At 64.2% G+C, this 24,792-nt stretch carries 29 protein-coding genes; 16 read left to right on the top strand and 13 right to left on the bottom strand.

Annotated features, from left to right (window positions below; translation table 11 throughout):
- The first annotated feature begins 50 nt into the window (after positions 1–50).
- The 5 genes from R3X27_RS05385 to R3X27_RS05365 all read left to right on the top strand — a co-directional run bounded on the left by R3X27_RS05385 (position 51) and on the right by R3X27_RS05365 (position 3,039).
- Complete coding sequence (locus tag R3X27_RS05385; RefSeq protein WP_317707802.1) at positions 51–992, top strand: XdhC family protein; 942 nt, start codon at positions 51–53, stop codon at positions 990–992.
- Positions 992–1,564, top strand: a complete 573-nt coding sequence (locus R3X27_RS05380; RefSeq protein ID WP_317707801.1) for a nucleotidyltransferase family protein — start codon at positions 992–994, stop codon at positions 1,562–1,564. Before R3X27_RS05385 ends, R3X27_RS05380 begins: the two co-directional genes overlap by 1 nt.
- 145 nt (positions 1,565–1,709) lie before the next feature.
- Positions 1,710–1,997, top strand: a complete 288-nt coding sequence (gene rpmB / locus R3X27_RS05375) for a 50S ribosomal protein L28 (protein ID WP_317707800.1) — start codon at positions 1,710–1,712, stop codon at positions 1,995–1,997.
- A gap of 263 nt (positions 1,998–2,260) precedes the next feature.
- Positions 2,261–2,500, top strand: a complete 240-nt coding sequence (locus tag R3X27_RS05370; RefSeq protein WP_317707799.1) for a hypothetical protein — start codon at positions 2,261–2,263, stop codon at positions 2,498–2,500.
- A gap of 71 nt (positions 2,501–2,571) precedes the next feature.
- Positions 2,572–3,039: a copper chaperone PCu(A)C gene (locus R3X27_RS05365; RefSeq protein WP_317707798.1), complete on the top strand. Its 468-nt coding sequence runs from the start codon at positions 2,572–2,574 to the stop codon at positions 3,037–3,039.
- Positions 3,040–3,117: 78 nt separating this feature from the next.
- Here R3X27_RS05365 and R3X27_RS05360 read toward each other — a convergent pair whose 3' ends face one another.
- Positions 3,118–3,813 (bottom strand): NAD-dependent deacylase, encoded by a 696-nt coding sequence (locus tag R3X27_RS05360; RefSeq protein WP_317707797.1) that lies wholly within the window; start codon positions 3,811–3,813, stop codon positions 3,118–3,120.
- 140 nt (positions 3,814–3,953) lie between these two features.
- Here R3X27_RS05360 and R3X27_RS05355 point away from each other — a divergent pair, with 140 nt between their 5' ends.
- Positions 3,954–4,430 (top strand): low molecular weight protein-tyrosine-phosphatase, encoded by a 477-nt coding sequence (locus tag R3X27_RS05355; RefSeq protein WP_317707796.1) that lies wholly within the window; start codon positions 3,954–3,956, stop codon positions 4,428–4,430.
- A gap of 94 nt (positions 4,431–4,524) precedes the next feature.
- Here R3X27_RS05355 and R3X27_RS05350 read toward each other — a convergent pair whose 3' ends face one another.
- The 6 genes from R3X27_RS05350 to R3X27_RS05325 form a co-directional block, all read right to left on the bottom strand.
- Positions 4,525–4,938: a hypothetical protein gene (locus tag R3X27_RS05350; protein WP_317707795.1), complete on the bottom strand. Its 414-nt coding sequence runs from the start codon at positions 4,936–4,938 to the stop codon at positions 4,525–4,527.
- A gap of 136 nt (positions 4,939–5,074) precedes the next feature.
- Positions 5,075–5,251: a CTP synthetase gene (locus R3X27_RS05345; protein WP_317707794.1), complete on the bottom strand. Its 177-nt coding sequence runs from the start codon at positions 5,249–5,251 to the stop codon at positions 5,075–5,077.
- A gap of 124 nt (positions 5,252–5,375) precedes the next feature.
- On the bottom strand, positions 5,376–5,915 hold the full coding sequence (locus tag R3X27_RS05340) for a tetratricopeptide repeat protein (RefSeq protein ID WP_317707793.1): 540 nt from the start codon (positions 5,913–5,915) through the stop codon (positions 5,376–5,378).
- Between the two features lie 127 nt (positions 5,916–6,042).
- Entirely contained in the window at positions 6,043–6,417 is a 375-nt protein-coding gene (locus R3X27_RS05335; protein ID WP_317707792.1) for a glycine zipper family protein, read from the bottom strand.
- A gap of 524 nt (positions 6,418–6,941) precedes the next feature.
- The gene (gene lepA, locus R3X27_RS05330) at positions 6,942–8,741 is read right to left on the bottom strand and encodes a translation elongation factor 4 (RefSeq protein WP_317707791.1); all 1,800 of its coding nucleotides are present in this window, start codon (positions 8,739–8,741) and stop codon (positions 6,942–6,944) included.
- 113 nt (positions 8,742–8,854) lie between these two features.
- Positions 8,855–9,385, bottom strand: a complete 531-nt coding sequence (locus R3X27_RS05325) for a hypothetical protein (protein WP_317707790.1) — start codon at positions 9,383–9,385, stop codon at positions 8,855–8,857.
- 502 nt (positions 9,386–9,887) lie between these two features.
- Here R3X27_RS05325 and R3X27_RS05320 point away from each other — a divergent pair.
- Positions 9,888–10,361 carry a hypothetical protein gene (locus R3X27_RS05320; protein WP_317707789.1) on the top strand — a complete coding sequence of 158 codons (474 nt, stop codon included), beginning with the start codon at positions 9,888–9,890 and terminating at the stop codon, positions 10,359–10,361.
- 189 nt (positions 10,362–10,550) lie between these two features.
- Positions 10,551–11,027 (top strand): hypothetical protein, encoded by a 477-nt coding sequence (locus R3X27_RS05315; RefSeq protein WP_317707788.1) that lies wholly within the window; start codon positions 10,551–10,553, stop codon positions 11,025–11,027.
- Between the two features lie 114 nt (positions 11,028–11,141).
- Here R3X27_RS05315 and R3X27_RS05310 read toward each other — a convergent pair whose 3' ends face one another.
- Complete coding sequence (locus R3X27_RS05310; protein ID WP_317707787.1) at positions 11,142–12,410, bottom strand: FAD-binding oxidoreductase; 1,269 nt, start codon at positions 12,408–12,410, stop codon at positions 11,142–11,144.
- A gap of 127 nt (positions 12,411–12,537) precedes the next feature.
- Here R3X27_RS05310 and R3X27_RS05305 point away from each other — a divergent pair, with 127 nt between their 5' ends.
- Together R3X27_RS05305 and coaBC are read left to right on the top strand one after the other, a co-directional pair.
- A complete protein-coding gene (locus R3X27_RS05305) occupies positions 12,538–12,939 on the top strand; it encodes a rhodanese-like domain-containing protein (RefSeq protein WP_317707786.1) in 402 nt (133 codons plus the stop codon).
- A gap of 174 nt (positions 12,940–13,113) precedes the next feature.
- Complete coding sequence (coaBC, locus tag R3X27_RS05300) at positions 13,114–14,316, top strand: bifunctional phosphopantothenoylcysteine decarboxylase/phosphopantothenate--cysteine ligase CoaBC (protein ID WP_317707785.1); 1,203 nt, start codon at positions 13,114–13,116, stop codon at positions 14,314–14,316.
- Between the two features lie 15 nt (positions 14,317–14,331).
- On the opposite strand, the gene dut is transcribed toward coaBC, so the two are convergent.
- From dut to R3X27_RS05280, 4 genes are all read right to left on the bottom strand, one after another.
- A complete protein-coding gene (gene dut / locus R3X27_RS05295; RefSeq protein ID WP_317707784.1) occupies positions 14,332–14,781 on the bottom strand; it encodes a dUTP diphosphatase in 450 nt (149 codons plus the stop codon).
- A 100-nt stretch (positions 14,782–14,881) separates the two neighbouring features.
- A complete protein-coding gene (locus R3X27_RS05290; protein WP_317707783.1) occupies positions 14,882–15,520 on the bottom strand; it encodes a hypothetical protein in 639 nt (212 codons plus the stop codon).
- Positions 15,521–15,696: 176 nt separating this feature from the next.
- On the bottom strand, positions 15,697–16,020 hold the full coding sequence (locus R3X27_RS05285) for a hypothetical protein (RefSeq protein WP_317707782.1): 324 nt from the start codon (positions 16,018–16,020) through the stop codon (positions 15,697–15,699).
- 156 nt (positions 16,021–16,176) lie between these two features.
- The gene (locus tag R3X27_RS05280; RefSeq protein ID WP_317707781.1) at positions 16,177–18,258 is read right to left on the bottom strand and encodes a bifunctional sulfate adenylyltransferase/adenylylsulfate kinase; all 2,082 of its coding nucleotides are present in this window, start codon (positions 18,256–18,258) and stop codon (positions 16,177–16,179) included.
- A gap of 360 nt (positions 18,259–18,618) precedes the next feature.
- Here R3X27_RS05280 and R3X27_RS05275 point away from each other — a divergent pair, with 360 nt between their 5' ends.
- A complete protein-coding gene (locus R3X27_RS05275) occupies positions 18,619–19,383 on the top strand; it encodes an SDR family NAD(P)-dependent oxidoreductase (protein ID WP_317707780.1) in 765 nt (254 codons plus the stop codon).
- A 47-nt stretch (positions 19,384–19,430) separates the two neighbouring features.
- Positions 19,431–19,865 (top strand): RbsD/FucU family protein, encoded by a 435-nt coding sequence (locus R3X27_RS05270; protein ID WP_317707779.1) that lies wholly within the window; start codon positions 19,431–19,433, stop codon positions 19,863–19,865.
- A 59-nt stretch (positions 19,866–19,924) separates the two neighbouring features.
- On the opposite strand, the gene trxB is transcribed toward R3X27_RS05270, so the two are convergent.
- Positions 19,925–20,866, bottom strand: a complete 942-nt coding sequence (gene trxB, locus R3X27_RS05265; RefSeq protein ID WP_317707778.1) for a thioredoxin-disulfide reductase — start codon at positions 20,864–20,866, stop codon at positions 19,925–19,927.
- 206 nt (positions 20,867–21,072) lie between these two features.
- On the opposite strand from trxB, the gene R3X27_RS05260 reads away from it, so the two are divergent.
- From R3X27_RS05260 to R3X27_RS05245, 4 genes are all read left to right on the top strand, one after another.
- Complete coding sequence (locus tag R3X27_RS05260) at positions 21,073–21,573, top strand: Lrp/AsnC family transcriptional regulator (RefSeq protein ID WP_317707777.1); 501 nt, start codon at positions 21,073–21,075, stop codon at positions 21,571–21,573.
- Between the two features lie 475 nt (positions 21,574–22,048).
- Positions 22,049–22,837 carry a 5'/3'-nucleotidase SurE gene (gene surE / locus R3X27_RS05255; protein WP_317707776.1) on the top strand — a complete coding sequence of 263 codons (789 nt, stop codon included), beginning with the start codon at positions 22,049–22,051 and terminating at the stop codon, positions 22,835–22,837.
- Positions 22,834–23,475 carry a protein-L-isoaspartate(D-aspartate) O-methyltransferase gene (locus R3X27_RS05250; protein WP_317707775.1) on the top strand — a complete coding sequence of 214 codons (642 nt, stop codon included), beginning with the start codon at positions 22,834–22,836 and terminating at the stop codon, positions 23,473–23,475. The genes surE and R3X27_RS05250 overlap by 4 nt, the downstream gene beginning before the upstream one ends.
- An 84-nt stretch (positions 23,476–23,559) precedes the next feature.
- Positions 23,560–24,729, top strand: a complete 1,170-nt coding sequence (locus R3X27_RS05245; RefSeq protein ID WP_317707774.1) for a LysM peptidoglycan-binding domain-containing M23 family metallopeptidase — start codon at positions 23,560–23,562, stop codon at positions 24,727–24,729.
- The last annotated feature ends 63 nt before the right edge of the window (positions 24,730–24,792 follow it).

The raw sequence follows: 24,792 nt of genomic DNA, 5'->3' as shown, positions 1-24,792 counted from the left end.
TGCCGCGCGCCTCTTCCCGCCCCAATATAATGCGAAACTGCGGATAGGACATGATGACACTCAGCCCAGCCATGGGTCCGGTGAAGGACCCCCTTGTCGAATTGCTGGCCAGCGAGGCGCCGGCCGTGCTCGCGATGATCGTTGGCGTGGAAGGGCCGTCCTACCGGCCCGTGGGGGCGGCGATGTGCGTCTTCGCGGATGGGCGCCGGGCGGGGACACTTTCCTCGGGCTGCGTCGAAGCCGATATCACCCTGCATGCGCTGGAAACATTGGAGGCAGGGCGGCCACGGCAGATCCGTTACGGGCGCGGCTCGCCCTTTCTCGACATCCAGCTTCCCTGCGGAGGCGGGCTCGACATCCTCCTGCTGCCGAACCCGGACCGCGCGGTCCTTGAGCAACTCGTGCGGGATCGGCGGGAGCGGCGGGTTTGCCTGCTCGAGATCGAGACAGAAACCGGTGCGATGCGATGCCTGCCAGACGGCGACAGCGGGCGCGACGGAGATGTCTTCCGGATGCGGTACGTGCCTGACATTCGCTTCCTCGTCTTCGGCAAGGGGCCGGAGGCAAGCACCTTTGCCGCGCTGGTACAATCGGCGGGATATCCGAACCTGTTGCTCTCGCCGGATCGGGAGACGCTGGAGGAGGCGGCAGGGCTTGGCTGCGGGACGCGCCATCTCGTCGCGCAGCGGATGCCGGAGGATCTCGGTGTCGATCCGTGGACGGCGGTGATCCTCTTCTTCCATGACCACGACTGGGAACCGCCGATCCTGAAAGGGGCTTTGGAAACGAACGCCTTTTACATCGGCTCGCAGGGCAGCCAACGGGCGCGGGATGCGCGGATGCTGGAGTTGGAGGCGATGGGGGTTTCCGAAGCGGCGCGCGGGCGGCTTTTCGGTCCGGTCGGCTTGATTCCCTCGGCGCGGGATGCCGGGACATTGGCGGTGTCGGTGCTGGCCGAGATCCTTGCCGAGGCCGGCAAGGCGGTGTGCTGATGCGGGTCGGGCTGGTCCTGGCGGCCGGGCAGTCGCGGCGTTTCGGAGCGGCTGACAAGCTGCTGGCGCCGTTTCGGGGGCGACCGTTGGCGGGCTGGGCTGCGGACGCGATGCGGGGCGTGGCACTGGATCATCGGCTTGCCGTGGTGGGATCGCCGGAAGTTGCGAGGCTCTTCGACGGATATGAGTGCCTGCCGGGACCGGGTGCCGAGGCAGGGCAGGCGGACAGTCTTCGCAAGGGCGTGGCGCGCGCGCATGCGCTCGGGGCGACGCGGCTTTTGGTCTGTCTGGCCGATATGCCATTCGTTGGAAGCGACGTGATGACAGCTGTGCTCGCGGCCTGTACGGAGGCGCGCGCGGCGGCGACGTGGGACGGAACGGTGCGGATGCCGCCGGCCTGTTTTCCTGCCTCGGACCTCGCAGGGTTGGCTGCTCTGGTAGGGGACAGGGGCGCCGGAAGGTTGCTGGCAAAGCTCCCGGAGGCGTCGTTGATCCAAGTCGCGACAGAGTGTCTGGCGGATGTTGATCGGGCCGAGGATCTTGCTCGGCTGACGGAAACCCGGCGTCCGTGACAGGGCGGTGATAAAGCTGGGGGGAATCGGGTTGACAGGGGCGCCTGCATGTAATTAAACGCCCGAACGGAATTCGCGGCACCCCGGACGATCTTCTGTGACCGGGTTGTGCTGCTTTTGTCATTCGAATGTCGAGGAAGAACCCATGTCGCGTGTCTGCGAACTGACCGGTAAAGGCCCGATGGTTGGCAACAACGTCAGCCACGCCAAAAACAGGACCAAGCGCCGTTTCCTGCCCAACCTGCAGGATGTGACGCTGCTCTCGGACGCCCTGGGGCGTTCCTTCAAGCTGAAGATTTCGTCTTCTGCCCTGCGCTCGGTGGACCACCGTGGCGGGCTCGATGCTTTCCTCGCCAAGGCGAAGGACGACGAGCTGTCGGACAAGGCGCTGAAGATCAAGAAGGATATCGCCAAGGCCGCCACGGCCGCCTGAGGCGATCCACGCGCACGAAATAGACCGGGCCCTGCCACTTCGGCGGGGCTTTGTCGTTTGTGAGGCGTGGCTTCCCGGCAGGTTCTTCAACCCGGAATACCTGAGACGAAGAGCCAAGTTTCTGCTTTGACAGACGGGGCTGTCCCGATAGATTTGCCGGAATGACTCGCGCGCGCCTGATTTCCGTTCTGCTTGTACTGACTCTCGGTCTCGCGACCGTAGGGTTTGGCGTTGCGCGTGGACAGGCGCCCGCGGCAGGGCAGATGGTACTGTGTACCGGGCTCGGGGCCGTCACTACCTCCGTGGATGCAGAGGGCCGGCCGGTCCAGAAGCATGGACTCTGTCCCGATGCCGCGCTGTCGCTCCTTGCGGCGGTTGAGCCGCCGCCGATGACGGTCTTGCCCGCAGATCTGTCGTTCGGCTGGCTGGACCGTCCCCGCGTGGCGCAAGCCCCGGCCACGCACCCGCCCCTGACCCGGGGAGCGCGGGCGCCGCCTGCCTGAGACCGGGTTGTTGCGCCCGGACTGCCAGCGAAATCACTCACCGACAGAAATCAGACAGATGGAGACGACTTATGTCGCCCAAGATTCTTTTTGCGGCTGCCGCCGCCCTTTCCCTTGCCGCCCCGGCCATGGCCGAGATCGAAATCCGGGACGCTTATGCACGCGCGGCGATGCCGACGGCCAAGGCCGGTGCGGCTTTCATGCAGATCGTCAACACAGGCACGGAGGATGACCGCCTTGTTGCCGTGGCATCGGGTATTGCGAAAAAGGCCGAACTGCACACGCATATTGATGCCGGTGACGGCATCATGCAGATGGTTGAGGTCGAAGAGGGCTTCCCGGTGCCGGCCGGCGGTATGCATATGCTCAAACGTGGCGGTGATCATGTCATGTTCATGGGGCTGACCGGGCCGATGAATGATGGCGAGAGCTTCTCCGTCACATTCACCTTCGAGAAGGCCGGCGAGATGGTTGTCGAGATCCCCGTCGACCTGAAACGTCAGGACGCCGAGATGAAGATGGATCACAGCTCGCACTGATCCGGAGCGGTGTGTCGGTCCGCTCAAGCCGGCCACGGCCGGCCCTCGCGGACCGACCGGCCGCTTGCGCGCCCGGGCTCAGGGCCTCGACAGCAGCGCCTCGACCCAGTCGGGCACGATCTCGCTGGCGGGGCCCTCGTGGCGCTCCTCGAACATGCCACTGAGCTCCGAGGGCTCGAGATTGAGCTCGACGGTGTGAGCGCCCATCGCGTTGGCCTGAAGCACGAAGCCGGCCGCGGGGTAGACTTGCCCGGACGTGCCGACCGAGGCAAAGACATCGCATTGGGTCAGGTGTTTTTCGATCAGGTCCATGTCATAGGGGATCTCGCCGAACCAGACGATATCCGGCCGGGTCGAAAGCTCGCCGCATTCGGGGCAGGGATCACTGGCCCGCATCCGCTCCGGCGCCGGCCAATGCGCATCGCAAGCGGCGCATTTGGCTTCCATCAACTCCCCATGCATGTGGATGACTCGCTGGTGGCCGGCCCGCTCATGCAGGTCGTCGATATTTTGCGTCACAAGGATCACCTGTCCGGGCCAGTCGCGCTCCAGTCGCGCCAGCGCGTCATGTGCAGCGTTGGGCTGGGCGGCCATCGCATTGGCTCGGCGCATGTTGTAAAAATGATGGACCTTTTCGGGGTTTCGGAAAAATCCTTCAGGGGTTGCCACCTCTTCGAGGTCATATTGCGACCAGACCCCGTCCTTGTCGCGAAACGTACCAAGGCCGCTTTCGGCCGAGATGCCGGCCCCCGTGAGGATGACGATCTTCTTCATGCGTGGCTCCTTGCGCCTCGACAGACCTCGCTGCCGGGCTCCCCCAGAAAGGCGCTGCGCGCGCGGGGCGTCAAGGGCTTCTACGTCGCGGTCACTCCTTATCGGTTGACGCGTCGCGACCGCGCGTTCAGGCAAGGCCCATGACCAGAAAACGAACGCCCCGCATTCTCTTCGTCTGCCTTGGAAACATTTGCCGATCCCCCACGGCCGAAGGTGTGGCGCGGGTGCAGGCGGAGAAGGCCGGCATCGATGTCGTCGTTGACGGAGCGGGGACGGGGGCCTGGCATATCGGCGAGCCGCCCGACCGGCGAATGCAAGCCGCCGCGCGCGCGGCCGGGTATGATCTCTCTGCGCTTCGGGCGCGTCGGAGCGTTCCGGCGGATTTCGAACGGTTCGACCTGATCATCGCCATGGACGAAGAGAATCGCCGGGAACTCGAACAGATCCGACCCGCTGGAAACGATACACCGGTGCGCCTGTTGCTCCCTTATGGAAGTTCCGGGCGCCGCGATGTGCCGGACCCCTATTACGAGGGGGGCTTTGACGCCGTACTCCGGATGATCGAGGAGGCCACGGAGGCCCTGCTTGACGAGGTGGCGGGGGGACTGGCGACGTGATCGCAGGGTCGGCACAACGGCATGAGGGCGGCACGCATGTGATGCGGCCACCCGGTCCCGTTTCGCCCCGTGTCAGGCGCGGCCAGCGGTCAGATTACTGACAGATGTTGCCGGCGCTCTTGCCGAACGCCTTGTATTTTTTCCAGAAAACTTCATGAGATTCGCGATCGGACTGCCGCATCTCTTGAGCCCGGTGCGGGTCCTTGAAAAGTTTTGCCGCCATGCGCTGCTCGCTGCGGGTCAACATCTGGTCGGCAACGCGTTGGATGCAGCCGCAAAGCGGCTTGGAAGCCGCGCGACGGTTGGATTTCATACAGGCGCGTTCAATGGTCGAACCGGCATCCGCCGGCACTGTGCTCGCAATGCTCATCGGGAGCGCGAGGGCCAGGACCAGGGCGGTATTGGTCAGGAATTTCATCAGCTCTGCCTCAGTTGAATGCGCCGAACCATCTTGGCGCGGTTCCGGCGCGAATGGAACAGTCTTGCCAGAAATGGAGACATTTTTCAACTATCCTGACACCGCTCGTGCGGGGCGACCGATCTTGTTCTGGCGATGTCACGCCAGCGATGGTTCGGTCGGCGCGGTTATTCCCGGCCACGAGTTCCAATCCGAGTGTGATCGAGGCCGCCCGGTCGCGTTCAGATCAGGAGAGCTTGCCGGCGACGATATAGGAAATGGGGATCGCGGCGGCGAAACCCATGGTGGCGGCAATGACGATAGGCGTCTGCGTGTCAAAGCCTGCGACCAGCGCGGCGACGATCAGGATCCCGGCGACAGAGGCGCCGATAACCACAAACAGAAGAAGAGCGAGGCGGAACATTTGGGTCTCCGGTTTACCTGAAAGCTCCGGAAGCTGTATTTTGAATGCGCCTTATGGTCCTTGACTTGAATCAAGCCGCTTGCCCAATGGGGAGGCGCCACCGGTTCGGCGGCGCCAGCCTGTCTCAGTAGGAGAATCCCTTGCCCTGCTCGATGGCGGAGCGCAGGGCGAATTCCGGCCAGGAGCTGCGCCCGCCCCGGCGCCGGATCTCTGTCAACTGCGCGCTTGCCTCGGGGAGCAAACCCATCTCGACGAATGCCTGACCCATATAGGAGCGCACCAGGAGGTTGTCTGGATTGATCTGCAGGGCGGCTTGGTAGTAGGTCATGCCGGCTTCCACGTCGCCGCTCTTGCGGGCGATGAAGCCGCGATAGGTGTAAACCCGATCGTCCTGCTGGTCGGACATGGCGTCAAGCGCGGCGAGGGCGTGACGATACTGGCCGGCATAGGCGAATTCGCGCACCGCGTCGTAGCGGTCATCATCATCGAGCCGGGAATCCTTGGGGGCGACGCATTTTCCGCTCTTGTCGTCGAAAACCATACCGCCCTTGCAGGTTTTTGTGGTGTCCGTTGGGGTGGGTGGGGACGAGCTGTCCGAGCCTGCGGCCAGTGCCGAGAGCGGCAGGGCGAAGGCAAGGGCCGAAGCGGCAAGAATAAGTCGCATGGATATCTCCTGTTCAAACGCGTGACAGGAGTATGGCCGCTTTACAGGGGATTCGTCTTTCACCCGTCTTCACGGAATCGTGAGGACAGGGCGGCGGGCCGCCCTGTCCCGTGTCGGTGAGGCTGGATCAGCCGACGACGTTGTAGCCACGCTGGCGCATGCAGTTGCGAACAATGGTCTCTTTGTTGGACTGCTGTTGCAGGGCGCCTGCGGCAACACCTGCGGCGGCGCCAACGAGGGCGGCATCGCGAACATTGGTGCCCTTGTTGTTGAAGACGGCGGTACTGCCGCCGACAACAGCGGCGCCGGTGGCAGCGGTCGCGGCGGTGTTGCTGTCGAATGCGCCTTGCTGCGAGGCGAGGGCCTGGCACTGGGCGAGATCGTTGGAATAGTTCGGGCCAACGGCGCCGTCGATGACCGGCTGGTAATTGGCACCGGTGGTCGCGCAGGCGGCGGTGACGCCGGCGAGGGCGATGGCAGAAATTGTCTTGGCGAGGCGCATTGCAGGCCCTTTCGTGAACAGGAAATCTTTTTTCGGCAGGCCATTCGGGAGCGGCCCTGCGACATTTGTAGCGCAGAACCTTCCGCTGGAACAACAACTTCCCGGGCAAGGCGGACAGATTGGCCGTAAGCCGCCGCGATTTGGTTCCGGCGGAGACCCGACGGGCGAAACTGTCCAACCTTGGGCCGAAACATGACGAAGCAGATCGGGTCGCCGCGCCGTCACGCGGCGAACTCGGCGCGGATCTCCTTGCAGATGTCACCCTTCGGAAAGCCGGGAACCGCTTCCTAGACCGGGTTGAGAAACTGCTCGACTCCGTTCGTGGCACTGTCTGTGGTGTTTGCACGGCACCGCATGCCGGCCCGGATGGATCTTCTGCGGTACTCCCGCATGTCGACTGGTGGGCACGGACGTAAAAGCGTTCATGTTGCGCGTCTTCGACCCTTCGTCGTGAGGGATCTGGCGCGCGACAGTGCAAGGCGTATCGAGCGGGGGTGACGTCGGGGCGACAAATGCCCCGACGTTTAGTTGTCCATTTTCAACGCGTTGATAAAGGCCTGCTGCGGAATCTCGACCTTGCCGAACTGGCGCATCTTCTTCTTGCCGGCCTTCTGCTTTTCCAGCAGTTTCTTCTTCCGGGTTGCGTCCCCGCCATAACACTTTGCCGTCACGTCCTTGCGCATCGCCGAGAGCGTCTCGCGGGCGATGACCCGGCCGCCAATCGCAGCCTGGATCGGAATCTTGAACATGTGGCGCGGGATCAGCTCCTTGAGCTTCTCGCACATTGCCCGCCCGCGCATCTCCGCCCGATCGCGATGGACCATCATCGAGAGCGCGTCGACCGGCTCTTCGTTCACCAGCACGGACATCTTGACGAGATTGTCTGTCCGGTAGCCGGCAAGCGTGTAGTCGAAGCTGGCATAGCCCTTGGTGACCGACTTCAGGCGGTCGTGGAAGTCGAAGACCACCTCGTTGAGGGGCAGGTCGTAGACCACCATCGCACGGGTGCCAGCATAGGTCAGGTTTTCCTGGATCCCGCGACGGTCCTGGCAGAGTTTGAGCACGTCGCCGAGATACTCGTCCGGCACCATGATCGTTGCCTTGATGCGCGGCTCGTCGATGTGGTCGATGGTGGCGGGATCGGGCATGTCAGCGGGGTTGTGCAGCTCGATCTGGGAGCCGTCCCGCATGTGGATCTGGTAGATCACCGACGGTGCGGTGGTGATCAGATCGATGTCATATTCGCGCTCGATCCGGTCCCGGATCACTTCGAGGTGCAGCAGTCCGAGGAAGCCGCAGCGGAAGCCGAAGCCGAGCGCGGCGGAGGTTTCCATCTCGTAGGTGAAGGAGGCGTCGTTCAGCGCCAGTTTCTCGATCGCGGTGCGCAGGTCCTCGAATTCGGCATTGTCGACCGGGAAGAGGCCGCAGAACACCACTGGCTGGCTCGGTTTGAAGCCGGGCAGGGCGGTTTCGCAGGGTCGCTTCTGATGGGTGATCGTGTCGCCGACGCGTGTATCGCGGACCTGTTTGATCGAGGCGGTGAGGATGCCGATTTCGCCAGGGCCGAGCTCGGGGATGTCCTGCATCTTGGGGCGCAGCACGGCGAGCTTGTCGACGCCGTATTTGGCGCCGGTCTGCATCATCAGGATCTGGTCACCCTTGCGAATAACACCGTCCATGACCCGGATCATCACGACGACGCCGAGATAGGGGTCGTACCAGCTGTCCACCAGCATCGCCTTGAGCGGTGCGTCCCGGTCGCCGGTGGGAGCGGGCAGGCGGGTGACGATGGCTTCCAGCACGTCCGGGATGCCGACGCCGGTCTTCGCGGAGATCAGGCAAGCATCATGGGCGTCGATGCCAATGACATCCTCGATCTGGGTGGCGATGCGGTCCGGCTCGGAGGCGGGCAGGTCGATCTTGTTGAGGACCGTGACGATCTCGTGATCGGCCTCGATGGCGGTATAGACATTGGCCAGCGTCTGCGCCTCGACGCCTTGGGTGGCATCGACTACCAGGAGCGAGCCTTCGACCGCACGCATCGAGCGGGAGACCTCATAGGCGAAATCGACATGGCCCGGGGTGTCGATCAGGTTGAGGATATAGGTCTCCCCATCCTTGGCCGGATATTCGATCCGGACCGAGTTGGCCTTGATGGTGATGCCGCGTTCGCGCTCGATATCCATCGAGTCGAGGAGTTGCTCCTGCATGTCCCTCTCGGCCACCGTGCCGGTCAGCTGGATGAGCCGGTCGGCAAGGGTCGATTTGCCGTGGTCGATATGGGCGACGATGGAGAAGTTGCGGATGTGATCAAGATCGGTCATGGCGCGGATATGAGGGGGATTCCCTCAAGCGTCAATGGGGCTCAGGCATCGTTGGCGCCCAGAATGCGGCCATTGGCGCTCGGGAGGCCGGAAAGGCCCCGATCGTGTCCCCTTCAGTCGCCCGCGCGCAGGAAAGTCAGCTCAATGACAGGGCGCCACTGCGGTTCACCGACGGCGCGCAGGGTTTGGTGCAGCGAAAAGCTCCGCGGCAAGTCGAACGAGAAGGTGATCTCGGAGTCAAAGAGCCGATCATCGACGGAGATCGGTCGATCGGTCGCCAGAAAGGCCTCGTCCGGGCCGATCTCGCCCCGAAACTGTACGATCTGTTCTGTTGCCTCCGACCAGATCCCTGCCCGGATTGTCTGGTCCGGTCCCTGTTCGAATCGCATCGATACACGGGACGCGCCGCCAGCGATGGCGCATTTGCCGGTCACGTCCGAGCGATCTCCGGCGGGATTGGGCGTGATGCGCAGATTGCAACGCCCCGGCTCCGGATCGGCTTCGGTTCTGGCCGCGATCACCCCGTCGCCGACCCAGTTTCCGGAGAGGGAAAACAGATCATCGGTCTCGCCAAGGGCCGCCTCCGCGGACATGCAGAGAAGGACCGCCATCAGGCGCTGGAGAAGGGGGAATCGTCGCGACATCGCGCGACCCTATAGACCAGCGTGCGAGGTGGCACCACAGGAGGATCCTTGTGTTGGCAGCTTCCGCAGCGTTCCGGCCTTGTCGGGCCGGAGGCTTGTCGCGGCGACGCACCCGGCCGGCCTTCCCGAGAGATCTGGCCGATTGTGGAGGAAAAGTGCAGGCCCACAGGGAAGAACGAACTCGGGGCCCTTGGTCGCAAGAAGGAAGGGCCTGGCGAAGAGCGTGGTTGTGCGTCCTGTGGGCGAAAAAATAATGTTTTATAACAGTTAGTTGGATTGACTTCTGCTGTGGCAAAGTGATTTGCGGTGCCGCTACCTATTCGCTCCACACTTGAACTGCAGACTGCTTCTCGAAATGAGAGGACTCGGTCTGTGGACCGGTCCGGTCGGCCAGAAGGACCCCGAATTGACCCTCCAGGACACCAGTTTCATCAATCATGCAGGAGCGGCATTGCAACCGGTTCGCCGTCATGGATGGGCAGAAGGCTGTTGGATCGATTCCGTGACCGGTCAGATGTGGAGCGGTGAGACCACTGGCGCCGGCATGGACTGGTTCGCGGCTCTTGATTGGGTTTTTCTCCGGAACGCGGCACGCCTTCACGGTTTCTCCGACTGGCGGTTGCCAAATGCCCGCGAGATCGCGGCCTATGCCGACCATTTTCCCGGAGAGCCGGGCCGAGATCTTCCGCGTATTCGCACGGATTGCCGCGCCGGCAACGAGATGGTGCGATGCGCGGATCCAGAATTGCTCCGAAGCACCACCACTCACGTTCGTCCTTTCCGTCCCGATCCGACCCACTGGGACCTTCCCGGTTTGGTATCGGCGGAACAGCTTCGGAGCTCTGACGGGGGGGATGGCGACTCCTGTGCCTGCATCGCTGTCTCCTCCACCCTTTTCGACGTTTTCAGCCAGCTGCATCCGCAGGCGGAGCGTCTCTATGATCATGTCCCGATGGTGCGTGATCTGACCGGGTGACGGCGGGTGGCCCTGCGGTCGCTGGTGGGCAGAACACTGGAAACAAGCGTGGCGTCCGCATGCGGGCGCTGCGTTTGTTTGTCTATTTAAATATTTGATAAAAAACAAAAAAATAGACATCCTCACGGTATGTTAAACCTTCTGCCCGATCGTCCGGTTGTTCATGAAACGCCTGAAAGGACCATCAAGATGAACATGTCTATGTCTTCGGTCTCCATGACCGGAATGAGCGCCATGCAGAGCCGTGGCGCGCCACCTCCCCCTCCGCCGCCCTCGGATGAAACCGGCCAGACCGACACGCTGAGCCAGTTCGATCTCGACGAGGATGGCAGCCTCTCGACCTCCGAAATCTCGGAAAGCCCGCTCTCGGAGGATAACTGGTCCAGCGTCGACACTGACGGGAACGGGAGCCTGTCCGAAACGGAACTGACCGCGCATCGCGACTCCATGGCTGAGGCCAGCCAGATGGGCGGCAAGGGGGGACCTGGTGGTCGCGGTGGACCGCCGATGGGAGGCGGCATGATTTCCGAGGTTGACACCACGTCGCTCTTCGAAGGGTTGGTCTCCGACGCGGAGGACACCACGGAGACCGGCAGCCTCTCGGCGAGTTCCAGCGCCGAAGAGCTCTATTCCGAGATGCAATCGCTTCTCGGCGTTCTCGCGTGATAGGCCGGGACGAAAGGGGCCGTCTTGCACCACGGCCCTGTTCGACCCGACAGGAGGAAGGCGTCCCCCGGCGCCTTCCTTTCTGCGTTTCAGGGGAGGGGCACCCCGGTGGTTTCAGATGCTTTGATAGAGTTGATGCGCCGTGAAGGCGGATTCGTAAAAGGCGGCCTTGAGGGAGCGGGCCAGTGCGGAGGTCGGTTCGGTGAAGGGGACCGGGAGGGCGGATTCCGGCGCGCCGGTCAGGAACTCGGCCAGGGCTTGTCCAAAGATCGTTCCGGTGGTGATGCCGCGGCCGTTATAACAGGTGGGGGCGAAGAGGCCTTCGTCGAGACGGTGGATGCGGAATATGTGATCCGCGGTCAGCGCGATATCGCCATGCCAGGCGCTCTCGAAGCGAAATTCGCCGAGCTCTGGATACAAGCGTTTCAGCATATGTCTGCCCCAGCGATGTGACAGCCCTCGCGTGCCGCCGCGCACGGAGCCCATAGCGCCAATGATGAGACGGCCACTTGCGTCCCGTCGCAGCGCGGCCATGACGGGGGCCGTGGTCCACAGGCCCTGCCCTTCGGGCAGGATGTGTGCGGCCCTGTCGCCCAGCGGCTCGGTTGCGAGCTGGAAGAAACGAATTGGCACATACGCCTCGCGCAGGCCGGGCCAGAGCGTATCCGAATAGGCATTGGTGCAGAGCGCGACATGGCGGGCGGTCAGCGTGCCGTTCGGGGTCACGAGTTTCCAGCGCCCGTTCTCTCGCGCAAGATGCGCGACGCGGGCGCCAGTGGCGAGTCTTGCGCCAGCGGCCAGTGCGGCGCGGGCCAGCCCGCGCGTATAGCCCATCGGGTCGATCGTGCCGGCGCGGCGGTCGCGGAGCCCGCCATGGAAGGCGGATGTGCCCGTCAGCTCGGCGGTCTCTGCCGCCGAAAGCAGGTCGACCGGCGCGCCCAGCCTGTGCCAGGCCTCCGCGCGCGCCTCCAACTCCTTGAGACCGCGCGGGGAATGGGCGGCGTGGATCGTGCCGCTCCGTGTCGGCTCGCAACGAATCGCGTGTTTCTCGATCAGGGCGAATACGTCGTCCGGGGCGCGACCCATCCTTTCGACAAGGGCTGTGCCGGCTGTTTGCCCGAGACTGTCGCAGACCTCCTGAGGGGGCAGCCAGAGGCCGGCATTGACCAGCCCGACATTGCGTCCCGAGCCGCCAAACCCAATGCTCTCGGCCTCCAGAACATGGCAGTCCAGCCCCTTTTCGGCGCCGTGAAGCGCGGTGGAGAGCCCAGAGTACCCGCCCCCGACGATGGCCAGATCGCAGGTCGCGTCGCCGTCCATCGGGTTGGTCAGCGCGGGCTCCATGCTCGTTTCATCCCACAGGGAAACCGGTGGTCTTGTCATCTCGGCACTGCTCCTGTTCGTCCGGATCCCGGCGGCGGCCAGGGTCGGTCGCGGCAAAGCTTGCTGCAAGGGGGCAATGAGGTCAATTTGGTCGGGACAGGATGATCAGAATTGAGGCGGTAAGAAAATGGCCAGGGTGACGACGGGCGTGAAGGAGATGGTGGCGCGAGCGCGGGCGCGGATAGAGGAGGTCGAGACCGTGGATGCGATCGCCATGATCGATGACCCCGATGTGGTGGTCGTGGACCTGCGGGATGTGCGCGAGCGGCAGCGGTCGGGGTTCATACCGGGAAGCTTCCACTGCCCGCGCGGGATGCTGGAATTCTGGGTCGACCCGGACAGCCCTTATTTCAAGGAGGTCTTCGGGCAGGACAAGACGTTTCTCTTCCATTGCGCGTCCGGCTGGCGCTCGGCCCTCTCGGTGCTGACGTTGAAGGAGATGGGCTTCGAGGCGGCGCATCTGCGCGAAGGGTTCTCGACCTGGGAAGCGCAGGGCGGCCCTGTCGCGTTTTCGGACGAACGGGCCTGAGCCGGGGCCGGTCAGGCGCTGATCGAAGCGCAAGGGGGGAGCCGGGCGTCCCCTCGGCGACAGGTGCCTGCGGCACAAATCGCCTTTGGGGCCGGGCGCGCCTTCGGCGCGTGGTGCTTGCCTCGACGGGCAGGGCGACCTACATCGGGACGGGTTCCAGCGGAGGCGGCCGACATGACGGGCAAGCGAATTCTTCTGATCATTGGCGGCGGCATCGCCGCATTCAAATCGCTTGATCTCATCCGGCGGTTGCGCGAGCGCGGGCATTCGGTCACGCCCGTCCTGACGCCGGCTGCGGAACAATTCGTTACACCCCTGAGTGCTTCCGCGCTGGCCGCGCAGAAGGTCTATCGAGACCTGTTCGATCTGACGGATGAGGCGGAGATGGGGCATATCGAGCTCAGCCGCGCGGCGGACCTTGTCGTGGTCGCCCCGGCAACGGCCGACCTGATGGCAAAGATGGCCAATGGCCACGCCAATGATCTGGCCTCGACGCTGCTCATGGCAACCGACAAGAGCGTCCTGATCGCGCCGTCGATGAATGTGCGCATGTGGGAGCATCCGGCGACACGCCGCAATCTTGCGTGCCTGACAGGCGATGGCGTGTTGTCCGTCGGGCCAAACGAGGGGCCGATGGCTTGCGGAGAGTTCGGGTTCGGGCGGATGGCCGAGGTGCCGGAGATTGTCGCCGCCATCGAGGCGGCACTGTCGGACGGGCCGCTCAAAGGAAGGCATGTCGTGGTCACCTCCGGGCCGACCCATGAGCCGATCGACCCGGTGCGCTATATCGCCAACCGCTCCAGCGGGGGGCAGGGCACCGCGATTGCGCAGGCGTTGCTGTCGCTTGGTGCGCGGGTGACCTTCGTGACCGGCCCGGCCAGCGTCGCGTCGCCGCAAGGGTGCGAACTTCGGCCGGTCGAGACGGCGCGGGACATGCGGGACGCGGTCCGGGCGGCGCTGCCGGCGGATGCGGCGGTCTTTGCGGCGGCCGTTGCGGATTGGCATGTCACCAATGCCGCCGACCGCAAGATGAAGAAAGACGGTTCCGGGCATGTCCCGGCGTTGGAGTTTGCCGAGAACCCGGACATTCTGGCGGAGGTCTCCCGAATGGAGGCGGGTCGGCCCGGACTTGTGGTCGGTTTTGCCGCCGAGACCGACAATGTCATCGCACATGCGACGGCCAAGCGGGCGCGCAAGGGCTGTGACTGGATCCTGGCCAATGATGTTTCCGAGGGAACGGGGATCATGGGCGGCACCGAGAATGAGGTCACGCTGATCTCCGAGGCAGGGGCCGAACCCTGGCCGCGCCTCGGCAAGGGGGAGGTTGCGCAGCGGCTCGCGGAGCGAATCGCGGACGCGCTGTTGTCGCCGAAGTGACGCGGTCTCGCACGGCTATTTGAGCCCGGTCGAGCCGAAGCCGCCAGCGCCGCGCCCGGTCTCGGAAAGCTCCGAGACCTCGACACTTGGAAAGCGCCGGACATCGGCGATCACGGCTTGGGCAATGCGGTCGCCATGCTGGATCGCGAATGAGTCGTTTCCAAGAAAATAGAGGCCGATCATGACCACGCCGCGGTAATCCTCATCGACCGTGCCGGGGCTGTTGGGCAGGATGAAGCCGTGTTTCAGCGCCAGCCCGGAGCGGGGGCGGATCTGCATCTCAGTGCCCGGGGGCAGCTCGACATGGAAGCCGGTCGAAATCATCTTCAACTGGCCGTGGGAAAACTCGACAGGGCCATCGGGCAGATAGGCCCGCAGGTCCATCCCCGCCGCGCCGGGCGTGGCATAGGCGGGCAGGGGCAGGTCGTCATTGCCCGCGACTCGTTTGAACCGGATTTCCGTCATCGCTCTCTGCCTCTTTCGAACTGCTCTGGTTGCAAACTCTTGCGCGGGACATCGCGGGCATCAAGCCCTGAAAGAACGATGGGCAATCGGCGCCTGAGGGTTATTCGGTCCGCCAAGCGGGAGTCCCCGCCTCTGATGCCAGCCGTGCAAGCTCCTGCAGGGACAGGCTTTCCGGCCTGCCGGGGTCCGCGCAGAGGAAGGTGGATTTCTCCGGGCTTCCCTTGGCCGCCCAGTCGGGCTCCATCCATCGCAGCCAGAACTTGCCCGGCTCCCATCGGGGAAGCTCGCAGAGTTGGAACGCATCGGGGCCGAAGGGCCGCCGCATGTGCCACCATCGCAAGCCGATTGACTCGGGCAGGCGGAATTCCAGGGCCAGGCGCTGACAGCGGTCGATCTGTTCCATGGATATGTGGATGGGTCCGGATGTGACATGGCTCGCGTCCGGCGTTGGCGTCAGCCCCCTCTCGTCCAGCCTGTACGGGCAGATATCCGCAGCCTCCTGCTCGCCGCCAGCCTCTCTCAGGACGAATTTGGGCGTCCCACCGCCGGAGAGATGAGAGGGGACAAACCGGGCAAATCGCTCCGTGTTCCTTTGGCCCGCAGCCAGGGCAACGCCAATGATCACGGGATCGGCGAATAGCGCCCGGGCCTTTTCCGCCACCGCGCGGGCGAGATGGGCGCGCATGGTCTCGTCCTGCGCGAAGCTCTCGATCAAGGCTTTCGTTTGCAGCTCTTCCACCGTCAGGGCCTTGTCCGTGCCTGCGTGTTGCAGCGTCGGTTGGCGGCGCAGGAAGGCTGCGACGGGAGCAAGTGGAGACGCCCAGGAATGACGCGCAAGGAACCGGTCGTCGAGCGCGCGCAGATCTTCCGATATGCCGCCGGTGAATCCGGTCTGCCGCGCGGCCTCCTCGGGGTTCAGGGCGATCCAACGGCCAGCGGCCTCCGCGATCGCGGCAAATACGCCTGTCCGGCGAAACGCAATAGCTCGGTCGCGTCGGCCAGAACCGGCGCGGCCTGCACGCCGAGATTGCTGACAAACTGGCTGTGACCGCCATTCAGCACCTGGCCGAGATAGCTGTTGAAGGAGGCGGCAGCCCGAATTGGCATCGGCAGGAGTTCCGCGGACAGCCCCCAGCGGTTGGTCAGGAAGCGGCGGAGATCTGTCAGATCGTCCAGAAGATCGTAATCATACTCTTCGATACCGCCCTTCAGCGCGCTTTGGGTCACGAAAATCTGCATCGCAATTTGTCCTGATCAATTGGATGAGCGGTTTCTGCGCGCCGTTGCGGGCCGTTTTGGGGCACCGCGATCCGCGACCTGTCATTGCGACAAAAAAGAGACCGCCCGCCGCGGTGAGCGGCGGGCGGTTGGATCTTTTCAGAGCTGTCGCGCGCTTCAGTTGCCGGCGATCAGACCCATGCTTTCCAGCTTCAGCAGGACCTGCTGGGCGCAGTAATCGACATCGACTGTCTCGGTGTCGAGGCTCAGCTCAGGGTTCACCGGCACGTCATAGGGGTCGGAGATGCCGGTGAATTCCTTGATCTTGCCTTCGCGGGCCAGCTTGTAGAGACCCTTGCGGTCGCGGCGCTCGCATTCCTCGATGGAGGTGGCGACATGGATTTCGACGAAGGCGCCGAACTGCTCGATTTCCTCACGCACCGCGCGGCGCGTCGTGGCATAGGGTGCGATGGGCGCACAGATGGCGATGCCGCCATTCTTGGTGATCTCGGAGGCGACATAGCCAATTCGACGGATGTTGAGGTCGCGGTGCTCCTTGGAGAAGCCCAGCTCGCTCGACAGGTTCTTGCGCACGATATCGCCGTCCAGCAGCGTCGTCGGACGGCCGCCCATCTCCATCAGCTTGACCATCATCGCGTTGGCGATGGTCGACTTGCCGGAGCCGGAGAAACCGGTGAAGAAGACGGTGAAGCCCTGCTTGGACCGCGGCGGCTTGGTGCGGCGCAGTTCCTTGACGACATCCGGGAAGGAGAACCAGTCCGGGATCTCCAGCCCCTCGGCCAGGCGGCGGCGCAGCTCGGTGCCGGAGATGTTGAGGATGGTGACGTTGTCCTTGTCCTCGATCTCGTCGATCGGCTCGTATTGGGCGCGCTCCTGCACATAGACCATGTGTTTGAACGGCACCATTTCGATGCCCATTTCCTCCTCATGGGCGCGGAACATCTCCTGCGCGTCATAGGGGCCGTAGAAGTCTTCGCCAGCCGAGTTGGAGCCCGGGCCGGCATGGTCACGGCCGACGATGAAATGGGTCACACCGTGGTTCTTGCGGATCAGCCCGTGCCAGACGGCCTCGCGCGGGCCGGCCATGCGCATGGCCAGCGGCAGCAGGCTCATCGTGGTGGTCGCGGCCGGGTACTTGTCCAGAACGGCCTCGTAGCAGCGCACGCGGGTGAAGTGGTCCACATCGCCCGGCTTCGTCATGCCGACAACGGGGTGGATCAGCAGGTTGGCCTGGCATTCCTTGGCGGCGCGGAAGGTCAGCTCCTGGTGGGCGCGGTGCAGCGGGTTGCGCGTCTGGAAGGCGACGATCTTGCGCCAGCCGAGCTTGCGGAAATAGGCGCGCAGCTCGTTGGGCGTGTCGCGGCGGGCGCGGAAATCGTAGTGGACCGGCTGCTGGATGCCGGTGATCGGGCCGCCGAGATAGACCGGGCCAGCCACGTTATGCAGGTAGTTCACGGCCGGGTGGGCATCGTCATCGGCGCCAAAGACCTTCTCGGCTTCGCGCGACTTGTTCGGGGTCCAGCTATCGGTGACCGACATGATGGCGAGGATCACGCCTTCCTGGTCGCGCAGGGCGATGTCCTGGCCCGGTTCGATATTGCCGGCAAACGCTTCGGAGACGTCCAGCGTGATCGGCATCGGCCAGAGCGAGCCATCGGCGAGACGCATGTTCTCGACGACGCCGTCATAGTCCTCCTCGGAGAGGAAGCCCTTGAGCGGGTTGAAGCCGCCATTCATCAGCAGTTCGAGGTCGCAGATCTGGCGCGGGGTCAGATCCCAGGAGGCGAGATCCGCCGCCTCGACCTTCAGCTTGAGCGCGCTCTCGTGCGACACGTAGAGTTCGGGAATGGGAGCGTGGCTGTTCTGCATATGCTTGGTCCTGTGCTGGAAGGGGTTGAGACCGCTGGATGTGCCGGTCAGTTCCGCGTGCAGAGCGTCATACTCTGCGAATTTGCGTGAGAGGAAACGGTCGCGCAGGTGCAGCTGCTCGGCTGCTCCCCGCGCGGTGATGGAATAGGCGAAGCGCTGCCGTTTGTCGGGACCGTTGCGTTCGGTGACTTTCACGAGTCCGGCCTGCGTTGCCGCGCGCAGCTGTGCGTTCAACCGGCCCAGCGAGATGCCGAGCGCCTGAGCCGTGCTGCGCTGCGAGGCATCCGGCGCCAGGTCGAGCTGGCGCAGCATCCGGAAGAGCAGGTCCTCTTCCTCTGGCGTAGGGGCGTTTTCAAGCGCAGGCTGCATTGACGACTCAGTATGTGTTCACGCGTGAACACATTGCACATCCAACGCCGCCGGGAAAGAAAAAAAGCCCTCGGACTGATCCTGTGGAGCCGTTCCCGACGCGAGTGGGCGCATTTTGGACCGGGATGGGGCGCACCGGAGGTTGCGGCCAGTCAAATCATCAGAGGGCGAGGCGTTGTCGGGCACGGTCCGATCATATGCGTCGGACAGGCGCCGGTTGTCGCACCAAGGCCGGGAGGGATGGGCAAACCCGGTCGGTTTGCCCATACAGGGCCCAGAATCTTTACAAATCTGGACAAGTAGGCGGTGCCATTCACCGCCCTCGCCGCGAGGCCGTCCGATATCCCGAGGAGACGACACATGGGAACTCTCAAAGGCAAGAAAGCCTTCATCACCGGCGCCGAGCAGGGCATTGGCTATCACACGGCGAAAAGCCTGATCGAAGCCGGATGTGATATCTATATTCACTATTTCAGCGGGTCCGAAGGGCCGGAGAAACTGGTGGAACTGGCCAAATCCCTCGGGCAGCGGGCCGCTTTCGGCAAGGCGGACCTCACCAGCAAGGACGAAGCGACGCAATGTGTTGCCGATGGCGTCGAGTTCCTCGGCGGCATGGATGTGCTGGTCAACAATGTTGGCGGCATCATCGGCCGGAAATGGCTCGGCGAGATCGAGGAGGATTTCTGGCGGACCGTGATCGACGTCAACATGACGACCATGCTCCACGTCACCCAAGCCGCGCTGCCGCATCTGAAGGCGGCCGAGGACGGCGCGAGCATCGTCAACCTGGCCTCGCTTGCCGGGCGGTCGGGCGGACATTCCGGCTCGCTGGCCTATTCCATGACCAAGGGCGCGGTCCTGACATGGACCCGGTCGCTCGCCGCCGAACTGGGCGAATTCGGCATCCGGGCCAATGCGGTCGCTCCCGGCCTCATCCTCGGTACGCGGTTCCACAACCAGCACACCACGAAGGAATCCGCCGATGCGACGGTCAAGGGCATCCCGCTCGGCCGGGCCGGCACCTCGGAAGACGTTGCCCGCACCATCACCTTCCTCGCCTCCGAATATGACGGTTTCATCTCCGGCGCGACGATCGACGTGAATGGCGGCATCTATCGCATGTAAACAGGCCGGCAGGTGGCGTCTGAGGGCGCCCCTGCCTTGGAGGGCACATGATCAAGTCTGACGTGATTCACCCGCAACTTCTGGCCGCGCTGGCCAAGGCCGGGCACAAGACGCAGCTGCTGATTTCGGATGCGAATTACGCGTTCGTCACCAACGCGCCGCCGGGCGTCGAAATCGTCTACCTGAATTTCGTTCCGGGAATGATTCCGAGCGCCGATATCCTCGAAGGCGTCTGCAAGCTCATCAATGTCGAAAAAGCGACGATGATGGCCTGGCCGGAGGATTTCGACAACTCGGCGCATCGGGACTATGTCGGGATCCTGCCGGCGGAGACGCCGATGGAATTCGTCGAGCGCGGGGCGTTCTATGCGGCGGCAAAATCGCCCGACACGCTGTTGGTGATCGCCAGCGGCGAGATGCGGAGATTCGCCAATATCCTGCTGACGGTCGGGCCGGTTTTTCCCGCCACAGGCAGGGCCTGACGCAGCAACGCGTGATTTCAAAACGGCCCCCGAATCGCAGATCCGGGGGCCGCTTTCAGTTACTCCTGTTCGGCGAGGAAGCGTTCAGCCTCCAGGGCGGCCATGCAGCCCATGCCAGCAGATGTCACCGCCTGGCGATAGAGATGGTCGGTCAGGTCGCCCGCGGCGAAGACGCCGGGGATGGAGGTCGCGGTGGAATCAGGTTTGGTCACAACGTAGCCGCCCATATGGGTTTCGAGCTGGTCCTTCACCAGCTCCGACGCCGGTGCGTGGCCGATCGCGACAAAGACGCCGGCCGCGGGGATGGTGCGCGACTCGCCGGTCTTGACGTTCTTGACTCGGAGCCCTTCGACGCTGAGCGGGTTTTCGGAGCCGACGATCTCCTCCGGCGTCGTGTCCCAGGCGATCTCGACCTTGTCGTTCTTGAACAGGCGGTCCTGCAGGATCTTCTCGGAGCGCAGGGCGTCGCGGCGGTGCACCAGCGTCACCTTGGAGGCGAAATTGGTCAGGAACAGCGCTTCCTCGACAGCCGTATTGCCGCCGCCGATCACGATCACCTCCTTGCCGCGATAAAAGAACCCGTCGCAGGTCGCGCAGGCCGAGACGCCGAAGCCCTGGAACTTCTCTTCTCCCGGCATCCCGATCCACTTCGCCTGGGCGCCCGTCGCCAGGATCACGGCGTCGGCCGTATAGGTCGTGCCGCCATCGCCAATCGCCGTGAAGGGGCGCTTCGACAGGTCGATGGAGTTGATGTGATCGCCGATGATCTCGGTTCCGACAGCGCGGGCATGCGCTTCCATCTGCACCATCAGGTCGGGACCCTGCACCTCCGTGTGGCCCGGCCAGTTCTCGACCTCGGTGGTGATGGTCAGCTGTCCGCCAGGCTGGATGCCTTGCACGAGGATTGGTTCCAGCATGGCGCGGCTGGCATAGACGCCGGCCGTGTAGCCTGCCGGCCCGGAGCCGACGATGAGGACCTTGGTGTGGCGGGTGCCGGACATTGGAAACTCCCATACGAAAAAATGCGTGCCGTGGCGGCGTCCGGTCCGATATAGGCAGGCTTCGCCGCAACCGGAAGCCCCAGTCGTGCAACCTGAGGCGACAAGCTATGCAACTAGAACAAACCGGACAAATGTTGCGCGAAAGCGAAACAATGTTGCGTCCTTTGCTTCGGATCGCTAAAGTTTGCGAAATTCAGGAGGGCTGTATGCCGGGTTCCAAACTTGATCCGATCGACCGACATATCCTGGCAGAGCTCCAGGCCGACGGTCGCATGACCAATGTCGAGCTTGCCCGGCGGGTCGGCATTTCCGCGCCACCCTGCCTGCGGCGCGTGCGCACGCTGGAGGAAACGGGCTTCATTCGGGGCTATCACGCCGATGTCGACCCGCGCGAGCTGGGGTTCGAGGTGCAGGTCTTCGCCATGGTCGGCCTGTCGAGTCAGGCCGAGGCTGATCTTTCTGCTTTCGAAGGGAAATGCCGGGAATGGCCGCTCGTGCGTGAATGCCACATGCTCAACGGCGAAATCGATTTCATCCTGAAATGCGTTTCGCCGGACCTGTCGACTTTCCAGACCTTCCTGACAGAGCAGCTTACCGCGGCGGACAATGTCGCCAGCGTGAAGACTTCGCTTGTCATTCGCGGCGCCAAGAACGAGCCGGCTGTGCCCTTCGAGGTGCTGGAGGAACGCCTGGGCCGTACACCCTGAGCCGTAGGCGTGTGCCGGGGCGGCACAGCCGCCGAAAGTGCAACCGTTCTCTGCGGTTTCATGGATGCTAATCAGCCGCCATGCCTGCGTCAGCCGACGGGGACGAGCGGGCGCTGGCGCGGCGACCCTTGGCCTCGATTCCGTGCCCATCCGGATTTCGATCGAATGTAGGCTGGCGGCTCTCGTCAACAGGTCAGCTGTCAATGAAAGACCAGCTCCGGCCCCCGAAGCGTTGACGCTTTTTCCCGGACAAGGTTGATCCGGGGCGCGGCCGGACAGCCTTTCCCTTGATCTCAATCTCCGCTGATCGCTGCCCGCCCGGTCCACGCCGCGCAGCGGCGCCACCGCCGCTCGGGCCCCGCCCGGCGGCACGCTCCCCTCCCCAAGACGCAACGGTTGAAGATTTCCCGCCCGCCAGCGCTTGCCCCCCCGGCGACCCCGCTCTAAAGCGGAAGACAGACAAAGAGGCCTCTTCATGCGCATTCTCATCACAAATGACGACGGTATCAACGCGACCGGGCTGGATGTGCTCCTTGGCATAGCGCAGGAGGTGGCCGGCCCGGATGGGGAAGTCTGGACCGTGGCCCCTGCCTTCGAGCAATCCGGCGTCGGTCATTGCATCAGCTATACCCACCCGACGATGATCGCGAAGATGGGCGAGCGCCGCTTCGCAGCGGAGGGCAGCCCGGCCGATTGCGTCATGGCCGGGATCCATGACGTGATGAAGGACTGCCGGCCGGATCTCGTCCTGTCGGGCGTCAATCGCGGCAACAATTCCGGCGAGAACACGCTCTATTCCGGCACGATCGGCGGCGCCATGGAAGCCGCCCTGCAAGGCCTGCCCGCGATCGCTTTGTCGCAATTCTACGGGCCGGGCAATGTCGGCCGGAACGACGAATACGAGGCCGCGACGGTCCACGGAGCGGCCCTCGTGCGCGACCTGCTGGAGAAGGGAGACTGGTCCGACCGGGCCGGCTATCGCATCTTCTACTCGATCAATTTCCCGGCGCTCCCGGCCGCCGAGGTCAAGGGGCGCGCCGTCTGCGCCCAGGGCTTCCGTCCCGGCACGCGTTTTTCGGTCCAGCCGACCCGCGCCCCCAACGGTCGGCGCTTCCTCTGGGTCCAGGGCGGTCCCCAGGACATTGCCACCGGCCCCGGCACCGATGTGCAGGCCAATATCGACGGTTATATCTCGGTGACGCCAATGCGCGCCGACCTGACCGCGCATGACGCGCTCGACGCGCTGAGGGCCGCGATTGCATGAGCTGGACTCCCGAACAGAAGATGCGCCTGCTCTTCGCGCTCCGTTCCAAGGGCGTGACCGACAAGGCGGTGCTCACGGCGATGGAGAAGGTCGACCGGGGTCTCTTCGTGCAGGGGATCTTCGCCGACCGTGCCTACGAGGACACGCCGCTGCCGATCATCTGCGGCCAGACCATCTCCCAGCCCTCCGTTGTCGCGCTGATGACCCAGGCGCTGGATGTCGGTCCGCGCGACAAGGTGCTCGAACTGGGAACCGGCTCCGGCTACCAGGCCGCGATCCTTTCGCAGCTCGCCCGCCGGGTCTACACGGTTGATCGCTTTCGGCGTCTCGTCGCCCAGGCGCAGGACGTCTTCGACGAGCTTGGCCTGACCAATATCATCACCTTCACCGCCGATGGCAGCCATGGCCTGCCCGATCATGCCCCCTTCGACCGTATCATCGTGACCGCAGCCGCCGAAGACCCGCCGGGCCCACTCTTGGCGCAACTGAGGATCGGCGGTATCATGGTCCTGCCCGTGGGCCAGTCGGATGCGGTCCAGAGCCTGATCAAGGTCAGGCGAACCGAGACGGGGTTCGAATATGACGAACTGCTTCAGGTTCGTTTCGTACCGCTTCTGGAAGGGCTCGGGCGAGAGTAGAGAGTAGAGGCGGCGGGCGGGTGGCCCGTCGGAAATCCCGGGATGCTCCGAAAAGAGGGCCCCGCGAGCGAGGAATGAGAGCAGATGCGCCCTATCCTGACCTTTTGTGCGAGCCTTGGTCTTCTGGCTGCCTGTGACACGACAGGCCTTGATCTCGACATGCGCGATGTCGGCCGTGGTTTCGACACGACAGCCGCCGTGCAGTCCCAGACGGCCGCACGCCCCGAGCCAGACAGCCGCGGCGTGATTTCCTATCCGAATTACCAGGTCGCGATTGCCCGCCAGGGCGATACCGTGACCACCGTGGCCGAGCGGCTCGGCCTGCCGCCGGCGGAGATGGCGCGCTATAACGGTATCCCGCCCGCGGCGCAGCTCAACGCGGGCGAGGTGCTTGCCCTGCCCAGCCGCGTGCCCGAGGCAGCCGGCAGCGCGCTGACATCCCCTGGCTCCGTCGATATCGAGACGCTTGCAGGCGATGCCATCAACCGGGCTGGCGGGTCGGCCGCAGGCGCCAATGCGTTGTCCCAAACCGGGGCCGAACCGGTTCGCCACAAGGTCGAGGCCGGTGAAACCGCCTATTCCATCGCCCGCCTCTACGGTGTCTCGGCGCGCTCCATCGGCGAGTGGAACGGGCTTGGCCCGGATCTTGGCGTGCGCCAGGGGCAATATCTGATGATCCCGGTCGTGGTCGCGGCGCCCGCCGCGGTCGAGACCGCCACCAACACCACCGAGCCCGGCGTTGGCAGCCCGACCCCGACACCTCCCTCGGCCTCGACGCCGCTCCCCGAGGAGCGGACCGAGCCGGTCGCCGAAGTCCTTGCGGCGGCCGACGACCCCTCGACGATCTCCGGTCTGCCGGAATCGCCCGATCTCGGCAGCGAGGCGACCAGCGCCTCGGCAAGCAATGCGGCAATGGTCTACCCGGTGCAGGGCAGCATCATTCGTGACTTCAACAAGGGCCGCAATGACGGGATCGATATCCGCGCCTCCGCCGGCTCCACGGTCAAGGCCGCGGCCGCCGGCACGGTCGCCGCGATCACCGAAGATACGGAGGATGTCCCGATCATGGTGTTGCGCCATGCGGACGGGTTGATGACGATCTATGCCAATATCGACGGTCTGAAGGTCAGCAAGGGGCAGAGTGTCTCGCGCGGGCAGGCAATCGCCCAAGTGCGGTCCTCCTCTTCGCCTTACCTGCATTTCGAAGTCCGCGACGGCGTCGAGGCGGTGGATCCCGCGCCCTACCTGAAATAATCGCGGTGCAAGACGCCTCCCGTTCTGCGGGCGGCGCCGTGTGGCTCACGCAACGTATCCGAC

Origin of the sequence: Tropicimonas sp. TH_r6 (genome assembly GCF_033101155.1) — a bacterium.
GTDB lineage: Bacteria > Pseudomonadota > Alphaproteobacteria > Rhodobacterales > Rhodobacteraceae > Tropicimonas.
Note: the sequence above shows the minus strand (reverse complement) of the source record. Positions and strands in the feature narration are given on the sequence as shown.

Coding starts and splice junctions, on each gene's coding strand:
- R3X27_RS05365 (WP_317707798.1), top strand. CDS start 2,572: ATGTCGCCCAAGATTCTTTTTGCGGCTGCCGCCGCCCTTTCCCTTGCC.
- coaBC (WP_317707785.1), top strand. CDS start 13,114: ATGACGGGCAAGCGAATTCTTCTGATCATTGGCGGCGGCATCGCCGCA.
- surE (WP_317707776.1), top strand. CDS start 22,049: ATGCGCATTCTCATCACAAATGACGACGGTATCAACGCGACCGGGCTG.
- R3X27_RS05260 (WP_317707777.1), top strand. CDS start 21,073: ATGCCGGGTTCCAAACTTGATCCGATCGACCGACATATCCTGGCAGAG.
- R3X27_RS05355 (WP_317707796.1), top strand. CDS start 3,954: ATGACCAGAAAACGAACGCCCCGCATTCTCTTCGTCTGCCTTGGAAAC.
- rpmB (WP_317707800.1), top strand. CDS start 1,710: ATGTCGCGTGTCTGCGAACTGACCGGTAAAGGCCCGATGGTTGGCAAC.
- R3X27_RS05270 (WP_317707779.1), top strand. CDS start 19,431: ATGATCAAGTCTGACGTGATTCACCCGCAACTTCTGGCCGCGCTGGCC.
- R3X27_RS05310 (WP_317707787.1), bottom strand. CDS start 12,410: ATGACAAGACCACCGGTTTCCCTGTGGGATGAAACGAGCATGGAGCCC.
- R3X27_RS05285 (WP_317707782.1), bottom strand. CDS start 16,020: ATGCAGATTTTCGTGACCCAAAGCGCGCTGAAGGGCGGTATCGAAGAG.
- R3X27_RS05335 (WP_317707792.1), bottom strand. CDS start 6,417: ATGCGCCTCGCCAAGACAATTTCTGCCATCGCCCTCGCCGGCGTCACC.
- R3X27_RS05250 (WP_317707775.1), top strand. CDS start 22,834: ATGAGCTGGACTCCCGAACAGAAGATGCGCCTGCTCTTCGCGCTCCGT.
- R3X27_RS05325 (WP_317707790.1), bottom strand. CDS start 9,385: ATGTCGCGACGATTCCCCCTTCTCCAGCGCCTGATGGCGGTCCTTCTC.
- R3X27_RS05360 (WP_317707797.1), bottom strand. CDS start 3,813: ATGAAGAAGATCGTCATCCTCACGGGGGCCGGCATCTCGGCCGAAAGC.
- R3X27_RS05380 (WP_317707801.1), top strand. CDS start 992: ATGCGGGTCGGGCTGGTCCTGGCGGCCGGGCAGTCGCGGCGTTTCGGA.
- R3X27_RS05275 (WP_317707780.1), top strand. CDS start 18,619: ATGGGAACTCTCAAAGGCAAGAAAGCCTTCATCACCGGCGCCGAGCAG.
- R3X27_RS05340 (WP_317707793.1), bottom strand. CDS start 5,915: ATGCGACTTATTCTTGCCGCTTCGGCCCTTGCCTTCGCCCTGCCGCTC.
- R3X27_RS05245 (WP_317707774.1), top strand. CDS start 23,560: ATGCGCCCTATCCTGACCTTTTGTGCGAGCCTTGGTCTTCTGGCTGCC.
- R3X27_RS05370 (WP_317707799.1), top strand. CDS start 2,261: ATGGTACTGTGTACCGGGCTCGGGGCCGTCACTACCTCCGTGGATGCA.
- R3X27_RS05385 (WP_317707802.1), top strand. CDS start 51: ATGATGACACTCAGCCCAGCCATGGGTCCGGTGAAGGACCCCCTTGTC.
- R3X27_RS05305 (WP_317707786.1), top strand. CDS start 12,538: ATGGCCAGGGTGACGACGGGCGTGAAGGAGATGGTGGCGCGAGCGCGG.
- R3X27_RS05280 (WP_317707781.1), bottom strand. CDS start 18,258: ATGCAGCCTGCGCTTGAAAACGCCCCTACGCCAGAGGAAGAGGACCTG.
- R3X27_RS05315 (WP_317707788.1), top strand. CDS start 10,551: ATGAACATGTCTATGTCTTCGGTCTCCATGACCGGAATGAGCGCCATG.
- R3X27_RS05345 (WP_317707794.1), bottom strand. CDS start 5,251: ATGTTCCGCCTCGCTCTTCTTCTGTTTGTGGTTATCGGCGCCTCTGTC.
- lepA (WP_317707791.1), bottom strand. CDS start 8,741: ATGACCGATCTTGATCACATCCGCAACTTCTCCATCGTCGCCCATATC.
- dut (WP_317707784.1), bottom strand. CDS start 14,781: ATGACGGAAATCCGGTTCAAACGAGTCGCGGGCAATGACGACCTGCCC.
- trxB (WP_317707778.1), bottom strand. CDS start 20,866: ATGTCCGGCACCCGCCACACCAAGGTCCTCATCGTCGGCTCCGGGCCG.